Source organism: Microbispora sp. NPDC046973 (assembly GCF_040644495.1).
Lineage (GTDB): Bacteria > Actinomycetota > Actinomycetes > Streptosporangiales > Streptosporangiaceae > Microbispora.
Map to the genome: position 1 here is coordinate 33202 of NZ_JBEYWQ010000040.1, position 26078 is coordinate 59279.

Sequence of the window (26078 nt, forward strand, 5' to 3'; positions counted from 1 at the left end):
GGGGCGAGCGGCGGTCCTCCCGTTCACGCAGCGCGTCCGAAGGAGCGCAGATGCCCCCCACATCCCTCGAAACACCCCCGGCCCCGACGCGGATCCGCCGGAGCGCGGCGCGCGGTGTCGCCGTCGTGGCGGCCGTGCCCCTGGCCACCGTGGCGCTGCACGCCGTGCCCGCCCAGGCCGCGGTGCCCACGGCGGGCGGGACGTACCAGATCAGTGTCACCAAGAGCGGCATGTGCCTGGACGTCGTGTCCGGCTCCAAGGACAACGGCGCCCTGGTGCAGCAGTGGGGCTGCACCACCGGAGCCGCCTGGCAGCAGTTCACCCTCAATTCGGCCGGGTCCGGACTTTTCACGATTGTGAACGCTAACAGCGGCAAGTGCCTGGACGTCCCGGGCGCGTCCACCGCCTCCGGGACGCAGATCCAGCAGTGGAGCTGCGCCGGCCAGACCAATCAGCAGTGGCGGCTGGTCGCCTCCGGGTCGGGGACCTACCAGATCGTGAGCGTGTCCAGCGGGCTGTGCCTGAGCGACAAGGGCGCCTCCACCTCCTCCGGCGCCGCGATCATCCAGGAGACCTGCACCGCCAACACCAACAAACAGTGGCTGTTCACCCCGGCCGGCACGCAGGCCACGGCGACGGTCGCCGCAGACGGCACCGGCAGGTACCGCACGGTGCAGGCCGCCGTCGACGCGGTGCCCGCGAACAACGGCAGCCGCGTGGTCATCACGATCAAGCCCGGCACCTACCGGGAGATCGTCACCATCCCGGCCGACAAGCCCTACATCACCCTGCAGGGCCTCGGCTCGTCGGCCAGGGACGTCGTGATCGTCAACAACCACTCGGCAGGCACCTACGGCACCTTCAACAGCGCCACCGCCTTCGTCAACGGGCACGACGCCGCCCTCACCAACCTGACGGTCTCCAACGACTACGAGGAGAACGGGAGCACCACCGGCCAGCAGGCCGTGGCCCTGAACCTCAACGCCGACCGGGCGGTCCTGTCGAACGTGCGGCTGCTCGGCGACCAGGACACCTTCCTGGTCAACGCGTCCGCCCGCGCCTACATGACCGGTTCCTACGTCGAGGGCACCGTCGACTTCATCTTCGGCGACGGCACCATCGTGATCAACGACTGCGACATCTACGAAAAGCGCAGCACCGGCGGGCCGATCACCGCCGCCAGGACCGACGCCGGCAAGACCTACGGCTTCCTGATCTACCGGTCCCGGATCTCCGGCGCCACGGCGGACACCACCCAGCTAGGCCGCCCGTGGGGTCCGAACGCCCAGGTGCTCTACCGGGAGTCGACGCTCGGCTCCACGATGAAGACCTCCCAGCCCTGGACCGACATGTCCGGCAATTCGTGGAAGAACGCGCGCTTCTTCGAGTACAGGAACACCGGCGCGGGCGCCACGGTGAACTCCAACCGGCCGCAGATGAGCGACTCCCAGGCGGCGAACTACACCCCACAGAGATACCTGGCCGGATCCGACGGCTGGAACCCGGTCGGCTGACCGCCGCCGTCGCGGCCGTGCCTCTGACCGCCGCCGTCCCGTACGCCCCCGGCGGGCTCACGGACGCGGCACCTGCCGCACCCGGGCGGCCTCACGGGTGAGGTGGTCGCGCTCCGGCAGGCTGGTGGCGGCGCGGGCGGCCTCGGCGTACAGCTCGGCGGCCTGTTCGAGGTCGCCGGCGCGTTCGTGCAGGTAGGCACGCACCGCGGCATAGCGGGGCAGGCCGGGGTCCACGCCGGCCAGTGCCGCCAGGCCGGCCTGCGGTCCGTCGGCCTCGCCGACCGCCACCGCGCGGTTGAGCCGCACCACCGGGCTGCCGGTCAGGAGCAGCAGTTCGTCGTACCACTCCACGATCTGCACCCAGTCGGTCTCGCAGGCGCTGCGGGCGTCGGCGTGCAGAGCGGCGATCGCGGCCTGCGCCTGGTATTCGCCCAGCCGGTCGCGGGCCAGCGCGGCCTGCAGGATCGCCACCCCCTCGGCGATCAGGCGGGTGTCCCAGCGCGATCGATCCTGCTCGGCGAGGGGCACCAGGCGGCCTCCCGGGCCCGTGCGGGACGCGCGGCGCGCGTGGTGCAGCAGCATGAGCGCGAGCAGCCCCGCGACCTCGGGTTCGTCGGTCAGGGCGGCGAGCTGGCGGGTCAGGCGGATCGCCTCGGCCGCCAGGTCGACATCCCCTCCGTACCCCTCGTTGAACACGAGGTAGAGCACCCGCAGCACCGTCCCGAGATCGCCGGGCTGGTCGAGCGGCAGCCCCGCGATCCGCCGTTTGGCCCGGCTGATGCGCTGGGCCATGGTCGCCTCCGGCACGAGGTAGGCCTGTGCGATCTGCCGCGTGGTCAGGCCGCCGACCGCGCGCAGCGTCAGGGCGACGGCCGAGCCCTGCGGCAGGGTGGGGTGCGCGCACAGGAAGTACAGCCGCAGCGTGTCGTCCGCGGCGGGCGCGGGACCGGGGGGAGGCTCGGCCTCGACGGCCAGTTCCCGCCCCCGCCGCGACGCCTCGGCACGGGCGGCGTCGAGGAACCTGCGCCAGGCGGCCGCGACGAGCCAGGCCTTCGGATCGCGCGGCGGGTCGCCGGGCCAGGTCTCCAGCGCCCGGATCAGGGCCTCCTGCACGGCGTCCTCGGCCGAGGCGAAGCCGGCGCCGCGCCGGACGAGGATGCCGATCACCGCGGGCACCAGCTCCCGCAGCAGCGACTCGTTCACTGCATCACCCTCACTGCATCACCTTCACTCCGTCACCGTAAGCGGCTCGGTGAGAAACGGCCGGAGCTCGAGCCACTCGTGGATCGGCTCGCCGCGGGGCCCGGGAGCGGCCGACAGCTCTGCGGCCAGTTGGACCGCGCGGTCCCAGGACTCCACGTCGATGATCATCCAGCCGGCGATGAGGTCCTTGGTCTCGGCGAACGGGCCGTCGGTCACCGGCGGGCGCCCCTCGCCGTCATACCGCACGAAGGTGCCCTCGGGCGACAGCGCCTGTTCGCCGACGAACTCACCCGTCTCCTCCAAGCGGGCCGCGAAGTCGCGCATGAACTGCACGTGCGCGTCGACCTCCTCCGGCGTCCACTGGTCTATCGACCCGTAGTCGACGACGCGGGCCGGGCCGCCTCGGTAGTGCTTCAAAATCAGATATTTCATCCTGGTTCTCCTTCTTCGCCGCGCGGCCCGTCACGACCGCCCGTGTCCCTGGGACGGAGCCGGCACCACATTCTCGACACCCCGCACGACACCTGTTACAAGAAATCCGGCGGTGGACTCTCCCACTGAGGGAGAGACCATCCTGGGGCGTGTGAACGACGACCTCCTGTCGATCGGGCAGTTCGCCCGCCTCGCCCGGCTCAGCGTCAAGCAACTGCGCCACTACGCCACACTCGGGCTGCTCGAACCCGCCTGGATCGACCCCGCCAGCGGCTACCGCTACTACCGCACCGCCCAGGCCCGCGACGCGCTCGTCATCGGCCTGCTGCGCTCCCTCGACGTCCCCCTGCCCGTCGTCGCGGATGTGTTGTCCGGCGGTGACGGGGGACAAGACGCCCCGGGAGGAGGCTCTGCGGCCGCCGCGCTCACCCGGGTCAGGGACGACCTGGAGGCCGAACTCGCGCGCCGCAGACGCACCCTCAAGAGCCTCGAACGCATCCTCGCCACCGGCCTGCCCGCCGCCGAGGTCACCATCGTCGCCGAACCGCCGCGCCCCGCGATCGTCGTCCGCGACCTCGCGGCCGGCACCGAGGACATCGCCCGCGCCACCTCCGCCTGCGTCGCCCGGCTGATGGCCGCCGGGCCACCCGCACCCGCCCTCGTCGGGCTGTTCCCGCTCGACTACGGCGAGTCCATCCCCGTCGCCGTCGCCCTCACCGGCACCGGCCTGCCGCAGGTGCCCGGCGCCGACCCCGAGATCCTGCCCGGCGGCACGTTCGCCGTCGCCGCCCACGTCGGCCCCTACGACCAGATCTCGCTCACCGCCCACGCCCTGCTCACCTGGTGCGCCGAGCGCGGGCACGCCCCCACCGGCCCGCTCCGCGAGGCCTACGTCTCCGACCCCGCGACCACCCCGCCCGAGCGGCTGGTCACCCACCTGATGATCCGACTGGAGGACGAGGAATGAACTGGTATTCCGCCGCCGACACCCCCGAACTGGCCGACTTCGGCCCCGTGACGGGACTCGGCGTCAGCGGACGCGGCGCGCCCGGCGGGCCCGCGCACCTCGCCGCGATCACCGCCCTGTACGCCGTCGCGGGACCCCTCACCGGCCTCGCCGGAGGACTGCCCATGCCCGTGCTCGAAGGCCGCTGGTGGGTCGAGGACACCACCCGCCATCCTCTCGACGTCCCCAGGGACGACTGGTACTGGCACCTGTTCCTCCGCCTGCCCGCCACCGTCGACCCCGCCCTCGCCGAACAGGCCCGCGAGGCCGCCCGCCCCGCCCCCGGCGTCGACGCCGTCCTGCTCGTCACCTTCACCGACGGGCGGTGCGTCCAGATGACCCACCACGGCTCCTTCGCCGAGGAACCGAAGTCGCTCGCGCTCATGGACGAGTTCATGCGCGCCCACGGCCTCGTCCCGGCCGGCCTCCACCACGAGATCTACCTGAGCGGCGTCCAGGAGACCGACCCCGCGGCCCTGCGCACCATCCTGCGTCAGCCCGTACGCACCGCCTGATCGCCCCGCTAGGCGTCCGGCGCGGCCTGGTCGTCCCGTCCGGCCCGGCCGCGCCGGCGGCGCAGCAGCGGATGCGACCCCATCGCCACCTCCAGCTCCCCGGGCAGGTCGTCGCGGTAGCGGCCGAGCGTCGACAGATCGCTGTGGCCCAGCACCCGCCGCACCGCGTCCATGTCCGTGCCGTCCGCCAGCAGGTGCGTCGCCGTCGTGTGCCGTAACCCGTGCGGCGTCACCGCCCGGCGCCGCCCGGGATCCACCAGCCGCTGCACCCGGTCGATGACCGCCTGCACATCGCCCCGCGCCAGGCGCCTGCCCCGCCACGACAGCAACAGCGCCTTCTCGCCGTCCCCGCCCGCCCGGACCGCCAGGTACGCGTCGAGCGCCGCCGCGACGGCATCGGGCAGCGGAACGTCACGGGTCCGCCCGCCCTTGCCGAAGATCCGCCAGTAGCGCACCCCGTCGTTGGTGTAGAAGTCCTCCACGTTGGCCCGCACCAGCTCCGACACGCGCGGGCCCAGCGTGGTCAGCAGCAGCACCACCAGCGCGTCACGCACCTCCGTCCGCTGGTCGGCACGCCGGCGGCGCCCCGCGCCGGAACCGGCCGCCTCCCGCGGCGGCGCGGCGGGGGAGCCTGCCGCCTCGATCAGGCCCTCGGCCTGCTCCCGTGTCAGCGCCCGGCGCTCCGGCCGCAGCCCGCCCCGCTCCCGCGCCCGCACCGACGAGGCCGCCATCGGATCCAGATGCACCCATCCGGCCGACGTGGCGTGCCGGAACAACGCCGACACCGACCGGCGGAACCTCGCCTGCGACGCCGCGCTCTGCCCGGTGCCCTTCTCCGTGCCTTTCCTTTGGTCATCGCTTTTCCTGCGCTCGTCCGGCTTGCGCGCGAAGGCCAGCAGCACCGCGTCCACGTCCTCGCCGGTCAGGTCGTCCAGCACCCGGTCCGGCCCGGCCAGCCGTACGAACGTGGCCACGTCCCGCGCGTACACCTCGGCCGTCGCGGGCGACAGCGCACCGGTCACCGTCTTGGCCCGGACCAGCTCCACATAGCGGTCCCCGGCCTCCTGCACGGTCAGCCTGTTCACCTGTACGGGCAGCATGATCGACACCGTACCGAGCCGCACCGACAGCAAACACCGGGGCGGTTCTCCTACGCCTCGCCGCCCTCCGCGTCGACGGCGTCGATCGCCTCGACGAACCGCTCGGCCTCCGACTGGCCCATGCCTGTCTCGCCGCGCACCAGGAACACCGCCTGCTCGCCGCGTCCGGCCGCCTTCAGCTCCCGCACCCGCGAGGCCAGATCCGGCCGCCCGTGGGCCGGGGCCACCGGCAGCGGCCGCCCGGAGGCCAGGGCCTCGGTCAGGTCCTTGGCCTCCTTCAGGCCCAGCCCGGTCTGCTCGCGGACCAGCTTGATCGCTTCGATCTTCTTGTTGTCGGCGTACAGCTCCCGCACCCGGTGCTGCAGGTCGGCCGAGACCGGCGGCAGCAGGCCGGGGCTGCGCCACGCCAGCGGCCCGGCGGGGCGGGCGCCGGCCCGCACGGCGGCGATCCCCACACCGAGAAGCGCGATCACGATGACGGCGAGGACCAACAGCTCGAAGGGACCGATGTTAGGCATGCGGTGATCGTAAGCCCCGCCCCACAGGACAGTCAGCCCTTCGCCATCAGCCCACGCGCCGGGCGATCGTGACGCCGTCCCGCACCGGCAGCATCACCGACTCGACCCGGCTGTCGCGCGCGATCGTCTCGTTCAGGCCGCGTACGGCCACCTGCGCCTCTCCCTGGAAGGCCGGGTCGAACACGCGCCCGCCCTGGAACACGTTGTCCAGCACCACCAGACCGCCGGGGGTCAGCCGCGTGACCACCTCCTCGTAGTAGTCGGGGTAGCTCACCTTGTCGGCGTCGATGAAGGCGAAACCGATGACCGGCTCGGCCGGAAGCGCGCGCAGCGTCTCCAGCGCCGGCCCGATCCGCAGGTCGATGCGGTCGGACACCCCCGCGCGCTCCCAGTAGTTCCTGGCGATCGACGTCCACTCCGTGCTCACGTCGCACGCCAGCAGCCGCCCGTCCGGCGGCAGCCCCCGGGCGATGCAGATGGAGGAGTAGCCGGTGAACACCCCCACCTCCACGGCCAGGCGGGCGCCCGACATCCGCGCCAGCATCGTCAGCAGCGCGCCCTCGTCGTGCGAGACCTGCATCCCGGCCGCGCCGCCCGTCTCCTCCCGGGTCCTGACGACCAGATCCCGCAGCACCTCGTCCACGGGCGAGCAGTGCGTGAGCAGATAGTCGTCGACGACGGGGGACAGGCTCCACGCCGCCTCACCCCCGGCCGGCGGCGTCCAGTCGACCACGAGCTCCTCCTGGGTGGCGAACCGCAGCAGGTGACGGGTGACGACGTCCCGCACGCCGAGCAGCGACTCCTCGCCGGCGGCGGTCGCGATCATCTCGAATCCGCCGCCGCTGGGCCGCAGCACGCAACGCCCGGACCCCAGCTCGATCACCGCCCGGCCGTCGCCGCCGAGTGCGGCCTCCGCCTTGTGACCCATGTGCGATACGAGCTGCCTGATGTAGCGCTCGGGCCTGTCGGTGACGACGTACGCCGTCGAATGAGGCATCGGCTTCCTCCATGTGACACATCAAGCGTCGAGGCTTCTCGACGCTTCCGGCCCGGCGATTCTGCTGGCCCGCTCACCCGTTTGTCAAAGCGTCGACCATCCTCGACACTTTCTTCCGTGGATTCCGTGAACTCCGTGGACGACGAGGCGACGCCGGGGGAGCGCCCCGCCACACCCCCGCACGACCCCGACCTCCTGGAGCTACGTACCCCCGCGCAGTTCAAGGCTCTCGGCCACCCCGTCCGTCACCGCATCGTCAACCTGCTCCGCCAGCGCCCCGCGACACTGGGGGAACTCGCCGCGGCACTGCAAGCCGCCAAGGGCACCATCGGCTACCACGTCCGCGTCCTGCGCGAGGCCGGCATCGTCCGCCTCGCCGGCACCCGGCACGTGCGCGGCGGCACCGAACAGACCCTCGCCCTGGTCAGCCGGGGCTTCCGGCTGCACGAGGAGGCCGTCGCCGACCCCGAATTCCTCGTCAGGGCCGCACTCGGCGAGATGCTGCCCCCCCGGCCCGGCCAGGCCGAGCAGACCCTGCTGAACCACCTCTGGCTCACCCAGGAGGAGGCCCACGCGCTCATCGCCCGTCTCCGCGACCTCCTGCCGCCTCCCGGTCGCACCCCGCCCCCCGGCGGCGAGCCGTACGGGCTGCTGCTCTCGCTCTATCCCGCCGACATCCCCACGCTGCCGCCCTGCCCCTCCGGCGAGAGCGCCGCCAAGAACAGCACCTCATGACGCCCGATATGCGCGCTGTCGGTGAGATACAGCAGATCGTGCCCCTCGGCGACATGAGCGGCGAACGCCTCGTGACCCGCCGCCGCCTCCGCACGCATGTGGGCCACCAGATGCTCCAGCCGCGCCCGCGCGTTCCGCGTCAGCGCCTGCCTGTCCTCCGCCCCGAGCCGGTAGGCGTCGGCGAACACACCTAGCCGCCGCGCCTGCTCCTCCACCCCCGGAGCGCTCTCGTCACGGCCGGGATCATGCAACGGCACGAACCGGTAGGCGGCATAGGCCACATCCCACACCCGCGGCCCCGGATGCGCGGTGTCGAAGTCGATGAACGCCACCGGCCTCCCCTCCCGGAACACGCAGTTGTACGGCGCCACGTCACCGTGGCACACCACCTCCGCCGGAACGCGCGGCGGAAAGTACCACCCGGCGCCCTCCGGAGGCGCGAAACCCACCGTCGCGTCGTGGTAGTCCCGCAGCAACGCCCCGGCACCGGCCAGCGCCTCATCCGCCATCGCGTACGCCGGCAGGGGATAGTCCGGCACCTCACCCGGGAGGAAATCCAGCACCTCCCGGCCCTGTCCGTCACACCCGTGGGCTCTCGGCGCGCCGCCGAACCCCGCCGCCGCCAGATGGTCCAGCAGGGCGTGCACCGCCGGAGTCCACGGGCGGGCGGGCCGCCGCACCGTGCCCCCCACCCGGACGACACGGTTGACCCCGCCCCCGGTCAGCTCCTCCTCGTCCATCTCAGGCTCCTTCATGCCGGTCCCTTCATGGTCGGCCTTCGGCGAGCGCCGCGCGCAGCCTCTGCGCGAGGTCGGCCGCCTGCTCCAGCGACCACGGGATCACCCCGTTCTCCGTCATCAACGCGTGGAACTGCTGCCGCTCGTACGGAGTGCCGGGCGGCAGCGGCGCGATGTGCCAGTGCAGGTGGGCGCTGCCCTGCCCGCTGCCCGGTGACAGCAGATACGTACGCTCCGAGGGGACGACCGCCCCTGACGCGCCGCACGTACGCGGCGACGTCGAAGTCCTCCCTGGAGTGGCAGAGCGGACCATCCGGCCCGCGCCCCTCGGGATGGTGCCGGTCGAGCTCCGCCATGCCGTGATCGTACGAGAGCCGGCCCGGGTAAATCCCGTTGCACGGCCAGGGGAGCGGCGGCGACACTCCCACAGTGGCCGATCATCCGCCCTTGGACGGACGCGCCGGAATCGACGCGGCGCTGGTGAGACGACTCATCGCGGACCAGTTCCCGCAGTGGCGCGACCTGCCCGTGACACCGGTCCAGGTCGACGGCTGGGACAACCGCACCTATCGCCTCGGCGCGGAGATGACGGTCCGGCTCCCGACCGCGGCCGGCTACGCACCGGCCGTGGACAAGGAACACCGGTGGCTGCCGTTCCTCGCGCCGTCGCTCCCTGTCGCCGTGCCCGAGCCGCTGGCCAAGGGCGCGCCGGGGGAGGGATATCCGTTCGAGTGGTCGGTCCGCAGGTGGCTGGAGGGCGAGACCGCCTTCGCCGGCCGCATCGACGACCTGCCCGCGTTCGCCGTCTCGGTGGCCGAGTTCCTCCTCGCCCTGCAGAGCGCCGACGCGACGGACGGGCCGCGGGCGGGCGCGCACAGTTTCCACCGCGGCGCGTCCCCGGCCCACTACGACGACGAGACCCGCCGCGCGCTGTCCGCGCTCGACGGTCGTGTGGACACCGAGCGGGCCACCGCCGTCTGGGACGCCGCCCTGGAGACGGCCTGGCAGGGGAGGCCGGTGTGGTTCCACGGCGACGTCGCGGGCGGAAACCTGCTCGTCAGGGACGGACGCCTGACCGCCGTCATCGACTTCGGAACCTCCGGGGTGGGCGACCCCGCGTGCGATCTGGTCATCGCGTGGACCATGTTCGCGGGGGAGAGCAGGCGCGCCTTCCGTGCGGCCGTACGCCAGGACCGCGCCACCTGGGCGCGGGCCAGGGGATGGGCGTTGTGGAAGGCGTTGATCGTCCTGGCCCAGGTCATCGACACGGACGCGGCGCGGGCCGCCGACCAGCTACACATGATCGACGAGGTCCTCGCCGACCACGACGCCTGACCGGGGACCGGCAGCGGGATCACGGACACCCCGGCTGCCCGGCCCTCGCTCCCACCGGGACGACATCGAGGGAGGATGAGGTATGACCCCGGCACACGACGCTCGGCCATGACCGGCCGGGAGCTCGCCATCCTCGTCGGGCTGCAGGCCTCCGGCAAGACCACCTTCTACCGGCAGCGCCTGGCGGCGACGCACGCCCACGTCAGCAAGGACAACTGGCCGAACGCCCGTCACCGGCAGCGACGCCAGCTCCGCATCATCGCCGAGACGCTGGAGGAGGGGCACAACGTGGCCGTGGACAACACCAATCCCTCCCCGGAGGAGTGGGGCCCGCTCATCGTCGCGGCGAAGGAACACGGCGCCCGGGTCGTGGCCTACTGGTTCCCTCCCGACCTCACCGCCTCCCTGGACCGCAACGCACGGAGGCCGGGCCGCGCGCGGGTGCCCGAGATCGGCATCCACGCAACCGTGAGCCGCCTCCGCCGCCCACGCCTGTCGGACGGATTCGACGCGGTCCACACCGTGACCTTCGACGACCAGGGCGGCTTCGCCGTACGAGACGAAGCCACCCCGGGCGGGCGATGGCCGTGAACAGCCCCCGGCGAAGACTGCGGCGGGAGGGACACATCGGCGCGTCGTGACGGCATCGATCGATGCCGCGTTCAACGCGCACGACACGGACGCGCTGCTCGGCACGGTCAGCCCTGACGGAGCGGTCCTCACCCCGGAAGGCATGCCCGAGGGCCGAACCCACGCGGGGCCTTGCCTGACAGGGAGCCGCGTAGCGCCGATACGGCGGCTTCATACTCCGTTATCGTCGGCCTCGGCGATGAGCGCTGAGGCCAGTTTGGCTGTCTGGGTGGCGATCTCTCGCGCGGGGATCTGCCTGCCGGTGTCCAGCCACCAGACGATGGCCTGGAGGAACATGCCTCCCAGGAGTGTGGGGACCAGGTCGCCGGGCGGCTTGGGCAGGTGCTGGGCGGTCATGTCGGTGAGGGTGGCCTGCATCCTGCGGGCGAACCAGGTGCTGCCGTTGCTGCCCAGCAGCGCGCCGTAGAGGCGGTGGTAACGGTCGATGTGCTCGAAGAAGCCGGTCCACCCCTCCAGCACCGGCGTGTCCGGCCGGTCGGTCATAGTGCCGAGCAGCTCGCCCATGGCCTCGTCGAAGATCTGCTCCACGAGCTGGTACTTGTCCCGGTAGTTGCGGTAGAAGGCCGCCCTGCTCACCATCGCCCGCTCGGTGATCTGCCCGACGGTGAGCCGCTCGAAGCCGTGCTCCTCGATGAGCTCGACCAGGGCCTGCCTGAGCAGCGTGCGGGTACGCCGGACCCGGACGTTCTCCCGAGACACTTCAGGCCTCCTGTCCAGGTTGAGACGGAACGCCGGTATTGAGACTGGTCGATGCGGCGCAGTACGGACAGTATGCCTGCTGAGAGACAACCTGTCTCGTTGGAAGGACGCTCATGAAAGCTCTCGTCGTCCCCGGCTACGGCACACCCGACTCGTTCGCCATCGATGACCTCCCGATCCCCGAACCCGGTCCAGGGCAGCTGCAGGTCCGGGTGTCCGCCGCCTCGCTCAACCCTGCCGACCTGCTGATGACCGCGGGCACGGTACGCGAGATGGTCCCGCTGGACTTCCCGTTCGTCCCCGGCACCGACGCCGCCGGCACGGTGACCAAGCTCGGCCCCGGCACGCACGGGTTCGAGGTGGGCGAGGAGGTGTTCGGGTTCGGCGCACCGCCGTCGTTCGCCGCCGGCGTCGGCATCCCCGCCGTCACCTCCGGCGCGCTGGCCCAGTACGCGACCTTTCAGGCCGGGCCGTACCTGGCCAAGCGGCCGGCGAAGCTCAGCGCGGTCACCGCGGCCGCGCTGCCCAGCACCGGCATGACCGCGCTCGCCATCCTCGATCGCGGACGGTTCCAGCCGCGTGCGACAGTCGTGGTGATCGGCGCGCCCGGCGGCATCGGCAGCGTCGTCGTGCCGCTGCTGGCCAGGCAGTGCACCGTCATCGCCAGCGGCACCGAGCCCGACCGGGACTACCTGCGGGGGCTGGGCGCCGCCGACGTGATCGGCTACCGCGAAAGTGACCTCATCGAGGAGGTACGGCGGCGCCACCCCGAAGGCGTGGACGCGGTGGTGAACCTCGCGCTGACGGGCGAGGCGGTCGTCGCGGCGACCCGGATGCTGCGCCCCGGCGGACGACTGCTCAGCACCACCCCCGGTACGCCGGCCCATCCGGCGGTCACCACGGTGATGGGCACCACCGACCTCCGCCCCGGCACCATGGACTCCCTGGCCGGCCACGTGCTCGACGGCACCCTGCCCGAACCCGCGATCAGGACGTATGTCCTGAGTGATGCCGCGCGCGCCTACCAGGACCTGGCGCACGAGCACACGCGCGGCAAGCTCGTCGTCATCGTGGACCCGGAGGCCGCCCGATGAGCATGCGCGCGGTGGAGTACGACAGGTACGGCGGGCCGGAGGAACTGAGCGTGCGGACCGTCGCCCGGCCGGAGCCGCGAGCCGGTCAGGTGCTCGTCCGTGTCCACGGCACCAGCGTCAACCCGGTCGACGTGACGATTCGCTCCGGCGGGATGAAGCTGATGGCGGGCCGCCGCTTCCCGAAGCGAACCGGTCTGGACTACGCCGGGGAGGTGATCGCACTTGGGCGAGGGGTCACCGACGTGGAGGTCGGGCAGCGCGTGTGGGGTTTCCTCAGCGACGTCTCCGGCCGTATCGGGGCGGCCGCCGAGTACGTCGCGGTCAAGGCCTCCGGTCTGGGGCCCGCGCCGGCCCGGGTGGATCTCACGTGGGCCGCCGCGCTGCCCAGCGTCGGGGTGACCGCGTTGCGCGCGCTGCGGGACGTGCTCCGGCTCGCCGCCGGCGAGGATCTGCTGGTGGTCGGCGCGAGCGGCGGCGTGGGCAGCACGGCGATCCAGCTCGGCCTCGCGATGGGCGCCCGGGTCACCGCGGTCGCCGGCGCGGACAACCACGACTTCTGCCGCGACCTCGGGGCCAGCCGCACGCTCGATTACCGCGATCCGGCCGCGATCGGCGGATCCTTCGACGTCGTTCTCGACTGCCACGGCAGCGACCTCGCCCGCTACCGACGCCTGCTACGCCGGGGCGGCCGGATGATGACCACTGCCAGCAGTGGCATGGGATACGCCATCCGCTCAATCGTCACGCCGGGGCCGCGAGTGCGCGTGATGATGGCACGCTCGCGGCGAGCCGACCTCACCGCACTGGCCGAATACGTCGACCGGGGGGCCGTTCAGCCGATCGTCGAGGAGATCTATCCGCTGGAAGACATCGGCCAGGCCCACAAGCTGGCCGGAACCGGACACGCACGAGGCAAACGAGTCATCACCATGCTGACCAGTCCTTAACCACGGCTCTTGGGGCCTTCGAACTACACCGGTCCGCCGGGCTTCGCGGCATCCGCGCCATCGCCCAGTTGCAGGCGCCTGGCGACATCCGGCCGTACCTCGCCATAGGGCTGGACGTGCTGCCAGAACAGCGGGGTCAGTCCACGCCGGTCGGTGGCGATCTCGCCGCCCTTGTCCTCGGCAGCCGTTCTCAACCAGAGCAGATCCGCACCGACCAGGTGACCTCCGCGCTGTGCAGGGCCGAGGCCACGATCCCGGAGATCCGCCCGGGCGCGGGTGGTTCGATCCGCCCAACCGTGCCGGATCACGACGTGGGGGAGTAGGGCGGGGCCACGCCCCAGCCCCAGCGGGGGACGGGAGCCTGCTGCGGAGGCCGGGCGCCGGGCTGGGAGTTGGCGAACGCGAGGCGGGTGCCCCACTCGATGTAACTCGCGAAGGCGGCGCGGAACTCGGGGTCCGCCGGCAGGCCGACCACGTCGGCGGCGTCCATGAGGAGGTTGACCCAGCGCCGGCGCTGAGGCTCGGTGATGGTCTTGCCGAGGTGCTGGACCAGCATGTGGTGGTAGCCGCCCCGCTCGTCGGTGTAGCGGGACGGCCCGCCGAAGACCTCCGCCAGCCACATCGCGACGTACTTGGGGTGACCCGGGTCCATGTGGGCGAACAGGGGGCCGATCAGCTCGTCCTTGAGAACCTGCTCGTAGAACGTCTCGGTGAGCCGCTCGAACGCCTCCGCGCCGCCCGCCCAGTCGTACAGGCTCGGGACCGAGGAACCGGTGCCGCGCACGGAGGTGACCTCGTAGTGCCGCATCTCCTCGATCTGCCGCACGTACGGCTTGATCGCGGAGAAGAACGCACCGAAGTGCTCGCCACCGCGGAAACCCTGCAGGTGATCCTCGGCCGAGGTCCACGTGATGCGCAGGACGTACCACTCGGGCTCGTCCACGCACCGGGACAACTCGTAGTCCACACACTGCGGCGCGGCCGCCAAGGGCACCGCGGCGCGTTTGTAGGCGGCCTCGAACTCTTCCGCGTCCTGCTGGTCGATCCGATAGCGGATGTACTCGACGATCATGTGAGCACCGCCCCGAAGACCGCGCCGCCAGAAAATACGATCACGACTGCATTGTAATCATGTAATCTCCACTGAAGCCGCAGCCGAAGACGCGTGATCAGCCCGAATCAGCTCGAGAAAGGCTGTGGCCGCAGGAGACGGCCGGTTGTCCCAGATCAGGTGCTCCACCCGCCTGGGAGCATCGCGAAGGCGAATGACCCGCAGGTCGGGAAAGCGCGGCGCGTACGCGGCGGGCAACATGCCCACCCCCAGACCCTGCCGCACCAGATCGACCATGAGGTCGGCGGACGACACCTCGAAGGGCACATCACGGCGCACTCCTGCCGCCGCGAAGGCCTCGTCCGACTGCGCTCGACCGGCCGCGCCGACGCGGAAGTCGATGAACGGCTCGTCCGCCAGGCCCCGCAGGTCCGCCTCGCTCTCCGTCCGGTGGTAATCGGGCGCGACCACGGCGACCAGCTCACCTCCGCCGAGGCGGCGACTCTGGACGCCCTTGGGCTCCGCACGCGGGGGCAGGCCGAGGAACGCGACGTCGACGCCGCCCTGCCGGACCCGCTCGATCAGCTCGTCGCTGCCCGCCGCGGCGAGCGTGATGCGCACCCGCGGATAGCGCCGGCGATAGTCCCTCAGCGCGACCGGCAGGTCGACGGCCGCCACCGTGGGAATGGTGCCGACGGCGAGCCGCCCGCGGATCTCCCCGGCGGCGGCCGCCACCTCGGCCCGGGCGCGGTCCGCGGCCTCCAGGCACTCCCGCGCCGCGGCGACGAACGCCTCTCCCGCCGGCGTCAGCCGTACACGCCGGCTGGTCCGCTCGAACAGCCGCGCGCCCAGCTCCCGCTCCAGAGCCGCGACCTGATGACTGAGCGCCGACTGCACCACATGGCAGCGCTCGGCGGCCCGGGTGAAGTTCGTCGTCTCCGCGACCGCCACGACATACCTCAGCTGCTGCAGCTCCACGCAACCATAGTGAACCACGATCAATACCGATGAAAAGCATGTGTTGGACTCATCGATCGATGGTGGCGCACCCTTGATCTCGTCGGCTCACCGGATCCCCGCCGCCGACGACTACTTCCGCCGCACCGGGCGGCCAGCCGCCGTCGGCCGGCGGACGATCACCATCAGAAAGAACACCAATGGTCACCTCCGACACACATCCGCACTCGACCTTGAGATCATGGCTCGGCGTCGCGGCGATCACCGCCAGCCTCTTCGTCTTCCTCACCACCGAACTGATGCCCGTCGGCCTGCTCACCCCGATAAGCGCAAGCCTGCACATATCCGTGGGCGCCGCCGGGCTGATGGTCACCCTGTACGGCGTCTCAGCCGGGCTCGGCGTGCCCTTCATCGTGGCATGGACCAGGCGCGTCAACCGGCGCGTCCTGCTGTCCACCCTCCTGGCGATACTGACCCTGGGAAACACGATCACCGCCATCTCGCCGAACTACCCGCTGGTCCTCACAACGCGGCTCACCATGGGCTTCGCCAGCGGGGTGTTCTGGGCCATAGGCGTGAGCATGGCGATGCGCCTTGTCGCGGAACGCCACGCGAGCAGGGCGGCCGCGATCGTGATGTCCGGCATCTCGATCGCCGCCGTCGTGGGCATCCCCCTGGGAACAGTCCTGGAAAGCCTCACCAGCTGGCGAACCACGTTCCTGATCTGGGCCGGCCTCAGCGCGCTGGTGTTCCTCGCGGTCGTCGCCGTCATTCCCTCGCTGCCGTCGGCGAACGCGGTCTCCGTACGGGAGGTCTTCGGGCTCCCGCTGAAGAACGTGCCGCTCCGCCTGGTGCTGTTCACCGTCGTGCTCTTCGTGCTCGGCCATTTCGGCGCGTACACGTTCGTGCGCCCCTACCTGGAGCAGAGCGCGTCCGCCACGCCCTTCTTCATCACCGCGGCGCTGATGGTCTACGGCGCGGGAGGCGCGGCCGGGAACTTCGTCGCCGGATACACGGTGAACAGAAACCTGAGGGGCAGCTTCATCGCCGGCTGCGGGGGACTCGTCCTGTCGTTGCTGCTGCTGCTCACGATCGCCCACGGTCAGGCCGGTTCGATCGTCACGCTGGTGCTGTGGGGCGTCTCCTTCGGCGTCGTCCAGCTCTCCCAGGTCAACATGACGCAGGCCGCGGCGCCCGACACCTTCGAAGCCGCCATGTCACTCAACACCATGGCATACAACACATCCATCGCCATCGGAGCGCTCGCCGGCGGACTGTTCGCCGATCATCTGGGCGTCACGAGTGTCGTCTGGTTCGGTGTGGCCCTGACCGCGGCCTCGCTGCTCCTCACACTCGGCACCCGCCGCAAGACCTCCCGCACCGTCCCCGGCGATGCGCCGGCACCCACCTCCGATCAGCCGGTCCCGGACCGCCCCTGACCGCCCAGACAGGCCGTCCCGCCCGGGCGGTCAGGGGCGTCCATGGGCTGATCAGCGCGACCTCGCACCCCCTGCCGGGGTTTCCGCCACCCAGTCGGTGAGGCGGCGCAGGAACGTCATGGCGACGGCGGGTGGATCCTGCGCCATCACGCTCGCGTGAAAGGCGTGCGGCATGCCCTCGTACAGGTCGAGGGTCACGTCGACACCGGCGGCCGATGCGGCCGCGGCGAAGCGGCGGGTGTCGTCCAGCAGCACCTCCGCGGTCCCGGCCACGAGCAGAAGCGGGGGCAGGCCACGCAGGTCGCCGTGGAGCGGAGACTGCGGAGCCTCATCGGCGCGGGCGCCGGCCAGATACCGGGCGGCGGCGTGCTCGGCGACACGGCGGTTGATCACATCCCGGCCGTCGTCGACGTCCAGGGACCGGCTGGACAGGGTCAGGTCGGTCAGCGGGGAAACCGCGACGGCCGCGCCGGGCAGGGGATCGCCCGCGTGCCTGAGCACCAGCAGCGCCGACAGGACGAGCGTGCCGCCCGACGACTCGCCGCACACGATGACGCGACCGGCGGGAACGCCTTGCTCCAGCAGGCTCCGGTAGACGGCCACGACATCGTCCAAGGCCGCGGGGTACGGATGGGCGGGAGCCAGGCGCTGGTCCACCTTGAACGCGGGACGCCGGGTGGCCTGGGACAGGCGGCCGGCCATGAGAGGCTCCAGCGCCGGCTGGGTGTGCTCGAAGCCGCCTCCGTGCACGTACAGCGTGACGCCGTCCTCGGTGGCCGAGCCTTCGCCGGCGCCGACCCACTGTCCTGGCACGCCTCCGGTATGAGCGAGCGCGGGCGTCAGGTCGGCGGCCAGCGCCGGGGCGCGGGCGACCAGACCCCGCATCGCGGCCATCACGGCCGCACGGTCGTCGGACGTGGCGGGAACGCGCGTGACGCGCAGATGATCCTCATGCCGGGGCGGTAGCGCGTTCAGCAGAGGGACCAGGTGCCCCTCTTCATAACAGAGGTGGTTTTCGATCTGCGCGATGAGCCGGTCCACCTCGGTCAGCAGGTCCACCTCGGTCGGCAGGCCGGCCGGTCCGGCTGAGAGCAGCGTCTGCAGATCGCCGAGGAGGCGGGCAAGGACGGTGTGCTCGGCGTCCAGACGATCGAGGACCGGATCGAGCCCGGGATGGCGGTCACGCAGGTACGGAAACAGCCGGCCGCCTTCCTCGGTGTGGTGATGGCGCAGCCCGCCGCACACGGCCAGGCAGTTGACGCGCAGCTGCGCGCCCACGCGCGGGCCCGAGGAGGCGGCTTCGGCGCGAACGAGGGCCAGCTCCCGCCGGAAGGCGTCGTGGACCGCCTTCAGCACCTCGCCTTCCGGCAGGTCGGGGAGGGCCACAGAGCGCGGGGTCAACGCGACGACAGGCAGGACACGGCCGGACTTCGCCTGATAGCCGGCCCAGCCCGGGTCGGCTTCCACCGCACGGGCGAAGAGCCGCTCGCGTTCCTCGCCTTCCACGACGGCGGCCTCGGCCTCGATCGTGAAGACGCCGGTCTCCACGGTGACGTGGGGGTTGGCCCGCAGGTTGTGATACCAGGCCGGATGGTGCGGGGCGCCGCCGGCCGAGGCGATGACCAGCATGCGGCCTCCCTCGTCGTTCAGGTAGCCGAGGGGCACGGTGTGGCGGGCTCCCGAGCGGGCGCCGGTGGTGGTCAGGAGGAGCACCCGGGCTCCCTCGAAGGGGCCGCTCACTTTCCCGCGGTTGGCGCGGAATTCCCGGATGATCTGCTGATTGACGTCGTTCGGCATTCTCTGCTTTCTTGTTTTCGGGCATGGTGAATCGACCGCGCCGCCGAACGCGGGCGGGCGGTTATGAAGGAATGGCGGAAACGCGCGCGGCAAAGGAACTGCACGTCGGCGATTCCGCCGGCGTCGCAGGACATGCCGATACGCGGTAAGAGAGATTCCAGAACAGGAGGTCGGAAATGCGGCGGGCCTCGCGCCCGCCCGGCCCTCACGCCGTGGCCGGGTGCCTCACTCGCTTGTGGCCCATGGCCGACCCGGCAGTCACGGTTTGACGTTATCGCCACCTTCAGCGATGTGGCAACACGGCATCTGTATGCATTTGCGACTCGGTGGGGGACAAGCCCCGCCTTACGAGATCTGTGATAAATTCACCGGCACCGCGCATCGCTGCGAACCGAGGAGGTGAGACCGATCAACGCTGTGACAGGTCGGGACTCCCTCCGTCGCATGGCCTAGGGGAGTGCCCGCAGCAGGCATCCCGAAAGGCATGAAACGCTTTGCGCTTCGACTCCGAGACGTCGTCCGGCGGCGTCCGTGAACACCTCTTCACCCTCGGTGAGATCCCCGGCGTGCTCTGGACGCCGGAAGGCGCCGCCGGCGCTCGGCCCCTCATCCTGATGGGACACGGCGGCGGCCGGCACAAGAAGGACCCCGACGTGGTGACCCGTGCGCGCCGCTTCGTCACCGAGGGCGGTTTCGCCGTGGCCGCGGTGGACGTGCCCGGCCACGGCGACCGGCCCAAGGACGAGAGATACGACAAGATCGCGACGGAGAACCAGGCTCGCGTGGCGGCAGGGGAGGAGCCGGCTCCGCTGATCGCCGGTTTCCAGGCGCTCGTCGCCCGTCAGACCGTCCCGGAATGGCGGGCCGTGCTGCGGGCGCTCCAGCAGATTAAGCACGTCGGCGCCGGCCCTGTGGGCTATTGGGGGGTGTCACTGGGGTGCGGCCTCGGCGTTCCGTTCGTCGCCGCCGAACCCCGGGTCCGCGCGGCGGTGCTGGGACTGGGCGGGGCGTCGGCGTCGGCCGAGGTCGCCGCGCGGATCACCGTGCCGGTGCGGTTCCTGCTGCAGTGGGACGACGAGCGGGTGCCGCGGGCCCAGGGCCTGGCACTGTTCGACGCCTTGGCCTCGGCCGAGAAGACGCTGCACGCCAACCCCGGCAAGCACGGGGAGATCCCCGAGTTCGAGACCGACGGCTCGCTGCGGTTCTTCATGCGGCACCTCGGTTAGCACCACACGTAGAGACCGGACACTACGCCCTATACCGGACAGAATTCACCTTCTGTCCGGTATGGGGCTGAATCTCCGGAGAGGGGCCTTTTGTCGCGATAGAGGAGTGTTCTCGCTCGGCGATGCGGGCGTGCTGGCGCCCGAGAGGAAAATTCCGGGATCCCGGGTGTCGAGAATGCGGCGCCGGCTCCGTCTCAGGTACGCCGGCGGCCACGACGGGCCGCGCGACAAAAGGAGGATTCCCATGGCGATTCAGCGGATGGACAACGTCGGCATCGTCGTCGACGACCTCGAGGTCGCCGTCGCGTTCTTCGCCGAACTCGGCATGGAACTGGAGGGCAAGGCGCTGATCGAGGGACGCTGGGCGGCGCGTCTGGTCGGGCTCGACGACCAGCGAGTCGACATCGCGATGATGCGGACCCCGGACGGCCACGGACGGATCGAGCTGGCGAAGTATCACACGCCGGCGGCGATCGGCGGCGTGCCGGAGGACGCCCCGGCGAACACGCTGGGCATTCGCCGCATCATGTTCGCCGTCGACGACATCGACGACGTCATCGCCCGCCTGCGCACCCACGGTGCCGAACTCGTCGGCGAGGTGGTGCAGTACGAAGACGCGTACCGGCTCTGCTACATCCGCGGCCCAGAGGGCATCGTCGTCGCGCTGGCCGAGCCGATCGGCTGACCGCCTCGTCGCGGCGGCAGCGCAGAGACGGCGTCGTGTGCATCGGAAGGGCGTTGCGAAAACCCCAGGCCACGCGCCCTTCGAGCCTCTTCCGACGTTGCTCGATAATGAACGTTATGTCAAGTTGACCCTTCCGGCCACTCCTCCGGCGGGTCCGCGCCGCGTACGGGTCCGGTCTCAGGCGGGCCAGAGAGCGAGCACAGCATGAGAACGATCGTCGCTCCGTATGGGCGTTGGGAGCCGGCGACGCCCGCGCAGGTCGCCTCGCTCCTTTCCGCGATGCCGTGTCCATGGTGGGTCGCCGGCGGCTTCGCCATCGAACTCGCCGCCGGCCGTCACATCCGCGATCACGACGACATCGACGTGATGATGCTGCGCCCGGACCAGCACCACCTCTGGAGCGCCCTGCGCGGCTGGGAGTGCTGGGCCGCCGACCCGCCAGGTGTCCTGCGTCCCTGGGAGCCCACGGAACGCCTTCCTGGTTCCGTGCATGACATCTGGTGCCGCTCCGGGCCGGACGAACCGTGGCGGATCCAGGTGATGCTCGACGAGACGAGCAACGGCCGTTGGATATCGCGACGAGATCCCGGCATCAGCCGCCTGGTGGCTGAAATCGGGGAAACCAGCTCGGACGGCATCCCCTACCTCGCGCCCGAGATCCAGCTGTTCTACAAGGCCAGGCAGCCTCGGCCGAAGGACCAGGTCGACTTCCTCGCGATCCTGCCCCACCTCACCACGTCGCAGCGGCGCTGGCTCGGCGAAGCCCTGACACGCTGTTTCGGCACGCACCCCTGGCGAGATCAGCTCGCGTGCTGAAATCGGGTGCCGGCGCGCACCGCCCACGCGAGGGGCAGCCGTCGATCACGCAGAGTGACCACTCCCCTCTCCCCCGCTGTTCAGCCGCTCGTGGCCGCGTGCATGAGGGCGAGGTACCCCTCCTCGAGGGAGGGCTGGACCGGTACGGCGCGGGGGTCGGGCCGGGCGGAGCTGACGAGACGGTAGTGGGTGCCGTCGGTGCGGCTGACGGCGGAGACGACGACGCCGGCGGCGGGTGGCGGTCCCTGGCCGACCAGTTCCCAGGTGACGCCTTCGGCCCGCTTGACGATGTCGGCGACCGGGCCGTTGAAGACGACCCTGCCGCGCGCCATCACGGCGGTGTCGCGGCAGGTCTGGGCGACGTCCTCGACGATGTGCGTGCTGAGCAGCACGGTGCGGCCGGCCGCGATGGAGGCCAGGAGCGTGCGGAAACGGATGCGTTCCTCGGGGTCGAGGCCGGCGGTGGGTTCGTCGACCACGACCAGGGCGGGGTCGCCGAGCAGGGCCTGCGCGATGCCGACCCGGCGGCGCATGCCGCCGGAGAAGCCGCGCAGCTTGCGGGTGGCGGCGCCGGTCAGGCCGACCATGTCGAGGAGCTCCCCGATCTGGCGGCGGCGGGCGGCGGTGTCGTCGAGTCCTTTGAGCAGGCCGACGTAGTCGAGGAACTCCTGGGCCGACAGGTCGGGGTAGAGGCCGAGGTCCTGGGGCAGGTAGCCGAGCCGGCGTTGCACGGCCAGGCGTCCGGTTCTGGTGGTGAGGTCGTGGCCGCCGACGCGTACGGTGCCTGCTGTGGGCGGCAGGACTCCGGCGAGTACGCGCATGAGTGTGGTCTTGCCCGCGCCGTTGGTGCCGAGCAGGCCGTACATGCCGCCGGGGACGGCGAGGTCGAGTCCGTCGAGGGCGGTGAGCTTGCCGAAGGTGCGGCGCAGCCCGGTGATGTGGATGTCCATGCGAGGTGTCTTTCGGGAGGTCAGGCGGACAGGTTGCGGCGGCGCAGCAGTGGTGGGGCCAGGGCGAGGGGCGGGAGGCTGAGCAGGAGGAGCAGGGCGATGGCCAGGGCGGCCGCCGTGCCGCCGGGCTGGGGGCGCAGGAACTCCGGCCAGCCGTCGGCGCCCGCGTAGAGGGCCCGCTCCCCCATCAGCCAGGTCGCCGGGTAGTCGCCGAGGGGGGTGAGCAGGGTCCCGGTCAGTGAGGGGAACAGGTCGGGGTTGAGCATGTTGCCCCAGAACCAGTAGCCGACGAACAGCACCCGGAACAGCGGGGCGGTCGTCAGCAGCGGGCAGACGAGGGCGAAGGCGGTCACGAAGGCCAGCCCGGGGAGGGTGATCAGGGCGAAGGCGACGGCAGCCCAGGCGAACAGGGCGGGGTCGTGCCGGTTGGCGGTCTCGCCGGCGGCGGCGGCGAGGAGGACCAGCGCGGCGGGGACCGCGGTGGAGGCCAGCCCGCCGAGGTACTTGCCGGCGACGAGTGCGCCCCGGCCGGCGGGGAGGCTTTCGAGCAGGGACGCCAGGCCGAGGCGGCGGTCGCGGGTGAGGCGGTCGGCGAGCACCATTCCGAAGCCGATCGGCAGGAGGATGGACATCAGCAGGGCCCAGCCGGCCATGACCTCGCGGGGTGGTGTGCCGGGCGGCAGGTGGCGTGGTCCGCGGTCGCCCTGGGTGAGGGTGAGGACGACGGCGAGGACGGCGGTGCTGATCCACAGGGACCGTTTGCGGATCTGCATGCGGAATTCGTAGCGGGTCACCGCCCAGGTCTGTCGTGCGGTGGTCATGTCTCCTCCTCGGTGAGCAGGCGTTCGGGGCGGCGCAGCAGGATCAGGGCGAGGGCCGCGAGCAGGACCCCGGAGGTGGTCAGTGCCGCCCGGTTGGCGTCGTAGTCGGTGGGGACGCCGATGCGGGTGGTCATGAACAGGAAGAACGGGCGGAGCCCGGGGGTGGTGGCGAAGGAGGCGGCGAACAGTTGTTCGCCGAGCCATACGGCGGCGACGGTCGTGGTGGCGAGCACGACGCTGCGTCCGAGTGCGGCGACCAGGAGGGCGAGCCCGGTGAGCCACAGGAGTGGGGCGGCCCAGACGAGGGGCGCGTACGGCAGGGCGGGCCCGTTCCACCAGCCGCCGACGGCGAGTGCGGCGGAGAAGGCGATGGACAGGGCGGCGCTGAGGCCGCCGAGGACGGCCAGGCGGCGGGCGAGGGTCGTGGTGTACGGGGTGGGCAGGGTGAGCTGGAGTTCGCGGCTGGGGTCGCGGGAGACGACGGCGACGGCGGCCATGCCGGCGGACAGTGGGATGAGTGCTTCCAGTCCGGTGAGCAGGATGCGTTCGAGTTGGGGGCGTGCGGTGCCGAAGGCCGCGGCGGTCGCGGTGAGGGCGAGGGTGGCGGCGAGTGCGGCGGCTGGAGCCGCGCACGCGGTCCAGCCCGCGCGGCGCAGTTCGTGCCGCCACAGGAGTAGGTGCTTCACGGGGAGTTGGTACCGGCCGGGGTGTGAAGGTTCATCGCCAGACGGGTCCGGTGTGCCGGGATCGGGGCAGGCGCGGGCTGAGCAGGAATGTGGCGGCAACGAGGACGGCGGCGGCGGTGAGTACGGCGGGGCCGGGGGTCCACAGGGGGTCGACGAGGCGGAGTACGGCGGGGCTGAGGCCGGTCGGGCCGGTCGTGGCGGCCTGTCCGGTCGACAGGGCGCGGGCCAGCCAGAGTGCGAGGGCGGTGGTGACGCCGGCGGAGGGCCGGTAGAGGACGGAGAGGGCGAAGCTGGTGGCCGACAGGGGGACGAGGGGGCCGAACCAGGCGGTGACGAGTCCGGCCGCTCCCCCGCCGGGGGTGAGTGCGGACAGCGCGAGGGTGGCCAGCAGGCCGGCGGTGACGGTGGCGGTGAGCACGAGGGTGAGCCGGGCCAGCAGGACCACCCGGGGTGGGGTGGGCAGGGCGCAGGCGAGTTCGGCGGGCGGGTCGTTGTCGGTTCCGCAGGCTCCGGCGACGGCGAGGGCGGCGGCGAGCGGCACGGTCATGGCGAGGATCTGCGCGGCGTGGCCGGTGGGGGCGAGTGCGGCCAGGACGGCGCCGCCGGCGATGAGTGCGGCGGCGAGTGTCCAGACGGGCCATCGGATCAGGGTGCGCTGGCGGGTGAGGATGCCGAGTGCCCGGTGGAGGGGGCGGGTGCCGATGGCGCCTCGGTAGGCGGGGACGGGCCGCGTGCCGGACGGGGTGGTGTGAGGTGTCAGGCGGTGGCGGATGGCGGTGAAGATGTCCGGGGCCGGTGGGGGGACGCGTGCGGTGTCGTCCTGTACGGCGGTGGCGGTGCGGTGCCATGCGCGGGCCTGGGTGGCGCAGGCGGGGCAGGTGGCCAGGTGGGCGGTGACGGCGGCGGCGTCGTCGCCGGTGAGGTGGCCTGCGGCGTAGGCAGGCAGGTTGTGGGTGGGATGGGTCATCGTGGTCTCCCCTCGACCTCGACGGGCAGGGCTCTTGCCAGGGCGGCGCGGGCGGTGAACAGCCTGCTTTTGACCGTGCCGACGGGGATGTCCAGGATGTGGGAGATCTCGGCGTGGGACAGGCCGGCGGACAGGGCGAGGGTGAGGACTTCCCTGTGGGTGGCGGGCAGCGTGGTGAGCGCGGCGGCGACGGCGGCGGTGTCGGCGCGGGCGAGGGCCACGACTTCCGGGTCGGGTTCGGTGGACGGGAGGTGGGCGGCCTCGTCCAGGGGGCGGGGGGCGGGGCGGTCGCCGTTCATGCGTTTGAGCGCTTGACGGCGGCAGATGCCGTACAGCCAGGTGCGGACGGTGGAGCGGCCTTCGTAGGATCCGGCCGAGCGCCAGACGGCGATGAAGGTCTCCTGCAGGGCTTCTTCGGCGGTGCCGCGGTCGCGTAGCAGTCCTTCGGCGTAGGCGAGCAGGGTGTGGGCGTGCCGGGTGTAGAGCCGTTCGAAGGCATGCTCGTCACCGGTGGCGACCAGTCGCAGCAGCCGGAGGTCCGTGTCGTCCATCGTGGATGGGTACTGTGCCGGGCCGTGGGGGTTCGGTGCGAGTCGCTGTGATGCGCGTCACAGAGGCGGGTCGCTTGGGGTGCCGGCTCGCCGGCGGGGCCTCAGGGCTCAGCGGCTCACCGTGATCTCCCGCTTCATGTGCGACAGCTTCTCGGGGTTGCGTACGGCGTAGAGCCCGGTGATGAGGCCGTCGTCGATGCGCACCGTGATGACAGTGTCGATGTCGCCGTCGAGCCGGACGATCAGTGCGGGGTGGCCGTTGACGTGTGCCGGCTGCAGCGAGGCCGCGGGGGTGATCCTGCTCAGCACGTGGGCCACCTGGTCGGCGCCCACGACGGGTGTCAGCGCGGCCTGTCTGAGTCCGCCGCCGTCTGCCAGGAAGACGATGTCGGGGGCGAGGATGTCGAGCAGGTGTTGCAGGTCGCCGGTTTCGACCGCCCGTTGGAATGCCTGGAGGGCGTGGCGGGTCTCGTTGGGCGTGACGGTGTCGCGGGGCCGGCGGGCGGCGACGTGTGAGCGTGCCCGGTGGGCGATCTGGCGGACCGCGGCCTGGCTCTTGCCGACGGCTTCGGCGATCTCGTCGTAGTCCAGGTCGAAGACCTCGCGCAGCACGAACACCGCCCGCTCGGTCGGCGACAGCGTCTCCAGC

The 26078-nt window shown here is 71.6% G+C and carries 30 protein-coding genes; 12 read left to right on the plus strand and 18 right to left on the minus strand.

From position 1 onward, the window contains the following. Positions 1-50 precede the first annotated feature (50 nt). Complete coding sequence (locus tag ABZ860_RS38595) at positions 51-1514, plus strand: pectinesterase family protein (RefSeq protein WP_357230287.1); 1464 nt, start codon at positions 51-53, stop codon at positions 1512-1514. Between the two features lie 57 nt (positions 1515-1571). On the opposite strand, the gene ABZ860_RS38600 is transcribed toward ABZ860_RS38595, so the two are convergent. Both ABZ860_RS38600 and ABZ860_RS38605 read right to left on the minus strand, forming a co-directional pair. Then, positions 1572-2717, minus strand: a complete 1146-nt coding sequence (locus ABZ860_RS38600; RefSeq protein ID WP_357230289.1) for a DUF6596 domain-containing protein — start codon at positions 2715-2717, stop codon at positions 1572-1574. Positions 2718-2741: 24 nt separating this feature from the next. Next, positions 2742-3149 carry a YciI family protein gene (locus tag ABZ860_RS38605; protein WP_357230291.1) on the minus strand — a complete coding sequence of 136 codons (408 nt, stop codon included), beginning with the start codon at positions 3147-3149 and terminating at the stop codon, positions 2742-2744. A gap of 151 nt (positions 3150-3300) precedes the next feature. On the opposite strand from ABZ860_RS38605, the gene ABZ860_RS38610 reads away from it, so the two are divergent. Next, positions 3301-4116: a GyrI-like domain-containing protein gene (locus ABZ860_RS38610; RefSeq protein WP_357230293.1), complete on the plus strand. Its 816-nt coding sequence runs from the start codon at positions 3301-3303 to the stop codon at positions 4114-4116. Then, entirely contained in the window at positions 4113-4670 is a 558-nt protein-coding gene (locus ABZ860_RS38615; RefSeq protein ID WP_357230295.1) for a GyrI-like domain-containing protein, read from the plus strand. Before ABZ860_RS38610 ends, ABZ860_RS38615 begins: the two co-directional genes overlap by 4 nt. Positions 4671-4678: 8 nt before the next feature. On the opposite strand, the gene ABZ860_RS38620 is transcribed toward ABZ860_RS38615, so the two are convergent. The 3 genes from ABZ860_RS38620 to ABZ860_RS38630 all read right to left on the minus strand — a co-directional run bounded on the left by ABZ860_RS38620 (position 4679) and on the right by ABZ860_RS38630 (position 7285). Beyond that, positions 4679-5770 (minus strand): tyrosine-type recombinase/integrase, encoded by a 1092-nt coding sequence (locus ABZ860_RS38620; protein ID WP_357230297.1) that lies wholly within the window; start codon positions 5768-5770, stop codon positions 4679-4681. Between the two features lie 50 nt (positions 5771-5820). Further along, positions 5821-6159 (minus strand): ribosomal protein L7/L12, encoded by a 339-nt coding sequence (locus ABZ860_RS38625; protein ID WP_357230342.1) that lies wholly within the window; start codon positions 6157-6159, stop codon positions 5821-5823. 175 nt (positions 6160-6334) lie between these two features. Then, on the minus strand, positions 6335-7285 hold the full coding sequence (locus ABZ860_RS38630; RefSeq protein WP_357230299.1) for a DUF2218 domain-containing protein: 951 nt from the start codon (positions 7283-7285) through the stop codon (positions 6335-6337). Between the two features lie 117 nt (positions 7286-7402). On the opposite strand from ABZ860_RS38630, the gene ABZ860_RS38635 reads away from it, so the two are divergent. Next, positions 7403-8020, plus strand: a complete 618-nt coding sequence (locus tag ABZ860_RS38635; protein ID WP_357230301.1) for an ArsR family transcriptional regulator — start codon at positions 7403-7405, stop codon at positions 8018-8020. Here ABZ860_RS38635 and ABZ860_RS38640 read toward each other — a convergent pair. Both ABZ860_RS38640 and ABZ860_RS38645 read right to left on the minus strand, forming a co-directional pair. Further along, positions 7948-8775, minus strand: a complete 828-nt coding sequence (locus tag ABZ860_RS38640; protein ID WP_357230303.1) for an aminoglycoside phosphotransferase family protein — start codon at positions 8773-8775, stop codon at positions 7948-7950. The genes ABZ860_RS38635 and ABZ860_RS38640 overlap by 73 nt on opposite strands. A gap of 10 nt (positions 8776-8785) precedes the next feature. Further along, a complete protein-coding gene (locus ABZ860_RS38645) occupies positions 8786-9070 on the minus strand; it encodes a hypothetical protein (RefSeq protein WP_357230305.1) in 285 nt (94 codons plus the stop codon). Between the two features lie 134 nt (positions 9071-9204). Between ABZ860_RS38645 and ABZ860_RS38650 the strand changes: the two genes are divergently transcribed. Together ABZ860_RS38650 and ABZ860_RS38655 are read left to right on the plus strand one after the other, a co-directional pair. Beyond that, complete coding sequence (locus tag ABZ860_RS38650; RefSeq protein WP_357230306.1) at positions 9205-10092, plus strand: aminoglycoside phosphotransferase family protein; 888 nt, start codon at positions 9205-9207, stop codon at positions 10090-10092. Positions 10093-10167: 75 nt separating this feature from the next. After that, on the plus strand, positions 10168-10683 hold the full coding sequence (locus ABZ860_RS38655; RefSeq protein WP_357230308.1) for an ATP-binding protein: 516 nt from the start codon (positions 10168-10170) through the stop codon (positions 10681-10683). A gap of 210 nt (positions 10684-10893) precedes the next feature. Here ABZ860_RS38655 and ABZ860_RS38660 read toward each other — a convergent pair whose 3' ends face one another. Further along, positions 10894-11442, minus strand: coding sequence for a TetR/AcrR family transcriptional regulator (locus ABZ860_RS38660; RefSeq protein WP_357230310.1), 549 nt, complete (start codon positions 11440-11442; stop codon positions 10894-10896). 113 nt (positions 11443-11555) lie between these two features. On the opposite strand from ABZ860_RS38660, the gene ABZ860_RS38665 reads away from it, so the two are divergent. Further along, the gene (locus ABZ860_RS38665; protein ID WP_357230312.1) at positions 11556-12536 is read left to right on the plus strand and encodes an NADP-dependent oxidoreductase; all 981 of its coding nucleotides are present in this window, start codon (positions 11556-11558) and stop codon (positions 12534-12536) included. Then, positions 12533-13483 carry an NADP-dependent oxidoreductase gene (locus tag ABZ860_RS38670; RefSeq protein WP_357230314.1) on the plus strand — a complete coding sequence of 317 codons (951 nt, stop codon included), beginning with the start codon at positions 12533-12535 and terminating at the stop codon, positions 13481-13483. Before ABZ860_RS38665 ends, ABZ860_RS38670 begins: the two co-directional genes overlap by 4 nt. Before the next feature lie 23 nt (positions 13484-13506). Here ABZ860_RS38670 and ABZ860_RS38675 read toward each other — a convergent pair whose 3' ends face one another. The 3 genes from ABZ860_RS38675 to ABZ860_RS38685 are packed head-to-tail and all read right to left on the minus strand — an operon-like array spanning position 13507 to position 15512. Beyond that, positions 13507-13791 carry a hypothetical protein gene (locus tag ABZ860_RS38675; protein ID WP_357230316.1) on the minus strand — a complete coding sequence of 95 codons (285 nt, stop codon included), beginning with the start codon at positions 13789-13791 and terminating at the stop codon, positions 13507-13509. Beyond that, on the minus strand, positions 13788-14555 hold the full coding sequence (locus tag ABZ860_RS38680; RefSeq protein ID WP_357230318.1) for an antibiotic biosynthesis monooxygenase: 768 nt from the start codon (positions 14553-14555) through the stop codon (positions 13788-13790). The genes ABZ860_RS38675 and ABZ860_RS38680 overlap by 4 nt, the downstream gene beginning before the upstream one ends. 57 nt (positions 14556-14612) lie before the next feature. After that, a complete protein-coding gene (locus tag ABZ860_RS38685) occupies positions 14613-15512 on the minus strand; it encodes a LysR family transcriptional regulator (RefSeq protein WP_357230320.1) in 900 nt (299 codons plus the stop codon). A 179-nt stretch (positions 15513-15691) separates the two neighbouring features. On the opposite strand from ABZ860_RS38685, the gene ABZ860_RS38690 reads away from it, so the two are divergent. Next, positions 15692-16930 carry an MFS transporter gene (locus tag ABZ860_RS38690; RefSeq protein ID WP_357230322.1) on the plus strand — a complete coding sequence of 413 codons (1239 nt, stop codon included), beginning with the start codon at positions 15692-15694 and terminating at the stop codon, positions 16928-16930. 51 nt (positions 16931-16981) lie between these two features. Here ABZ860_RS38690 and ABZ860_RS38695 read toward each other — a convergent pair whose 3' ends face one another. Continuing rightward, a complete protein-coding gene (locus ABZ860_RS38695; RefSeq protein ID WP_357230324.1) occupies positions 16982-18727 on the minus strand; it encodes a nitroreductase/quinone reductase family protein in 1746 nt (581 codons plus the stop codon). Positions 18728-19221: 494 nt separating this feature from the next. Between ABZ860_RS38695 and ABZ860_RS38700 the strand changes: the two genes are divergently transcribed. The 3 genes from ABZ860_RS38700 (at position 19222) to ABZ860_RS38710 (ending at position 21454) form a co-directional block, all read left to right on the plus strand. Next, positions 19222-19953: an alpha/beta hydrolase gene (locus ABZ860_RS38700; RefSeq protein WP_357230326.1), complete on the plus strand. Its 732-nt coding sequence runs from the start codon at positions 19222-19224 to the stop codon at positions 19951-19953. Between the two features lie 259 nt (positions 19954-20212). After that, on the plus strand, positions 20213-20638 hold the full coding sequence (locus tag ABZ860_RS38705; protein ID WP_357230344.1) for a VOC family protein: 426 nt from the start codon (positions 20213-20215) through the stop codon (positions 20636-20638). A gap of 204 nt (positions 20639-20842) precedes the next feature. After that, the gene (locus tag ABZ860_RS38710; protein ID WP_357230328.1) at positions 20843-21454 is read left to right on the plus strand and encodes an amino acid transporter; all 612 of its coding nucleotides are present in this window, start codon (positions 20843-20845) and stop codon (positions 21452-21454) included. Between the two features lie 80 nt (positions 21455-21534). Here ABZ860_RS38710 and ABZ860_RS38715 read toward each other — a convergent pair whose 3' ends face one another. The 6 genes from ABZ860_RS38715 to ABZ860_RS38740 form a co-directional block, all read right to left on the minus strand. Next, positions 21535-22404, minus strand: a complete 870-nt coding sequence (locus tag ABZ860_RS38715) for an ABC transporter ATP-binding protein (protein ID WP_357230330.1) — start codon at positions 22402-22404, stop codon at positions 21535-21537. A 20-nt stretch (positions 22405-22424) separates the two neighbouring features. After that, positions 22425-23225, minus strand: coding sequence for a hypothetical protein (locus ABZ860_RS38720; RefSeq protein WP_357230332.1), 801 nt, complete (start codon positions 23223-23225; stop codon positions 22425-22427). Beyond that, positions 23222-23911: a hypothetical protein gene (locus ABZ860_RS38725; RefSeq protein ID WP_357230334.1), complete on the minus strand. Its 690-nt coding sequence runs from the start codon at positions 23909-23911 to the stop codon at positions 23222-23224. The genes ABZ860_RS38720 and ABZ860_RS38725 overlap by 4 nt, the downstream gene beginning before the upstream one ends. A 31-nt stretch (positions 23912-23942) precedes the next feature. Further along, positions 23943-24878, minus strand: a complete 936-nt coding sequence (locus ABZ860_RS38730) for a zf-HC2 domain-containing protein (protein WP_357230336.1) — start codon at positions 24876-24878, stop codon at positions 23943-23945. After that, complete coding sequence (locus ABZ860_RS38735; protein ID WP_357230338.1) at positions 24875-25429, minus strand: sigma-70 family RNA polymerase sigma factor; 555 nt, start codon at positions 25427-25429, stop codon at positions 24875-24877. The genes ABZ860_RS38730 and ABZ860_RS38735 overlap by 4 nt, the downstream gene beginning before the upstream one ends. Positions 25430-25537: 108 nt before the next feature. Further along, on the minus strand, positions 25538-26078 hold a 541-nt coding region (locus tag ABZ860_RS38740; protein WP_357230340.1), incomplete at its 5' end, for a sigma factor-like helix-turn-helix DNA-binding protein.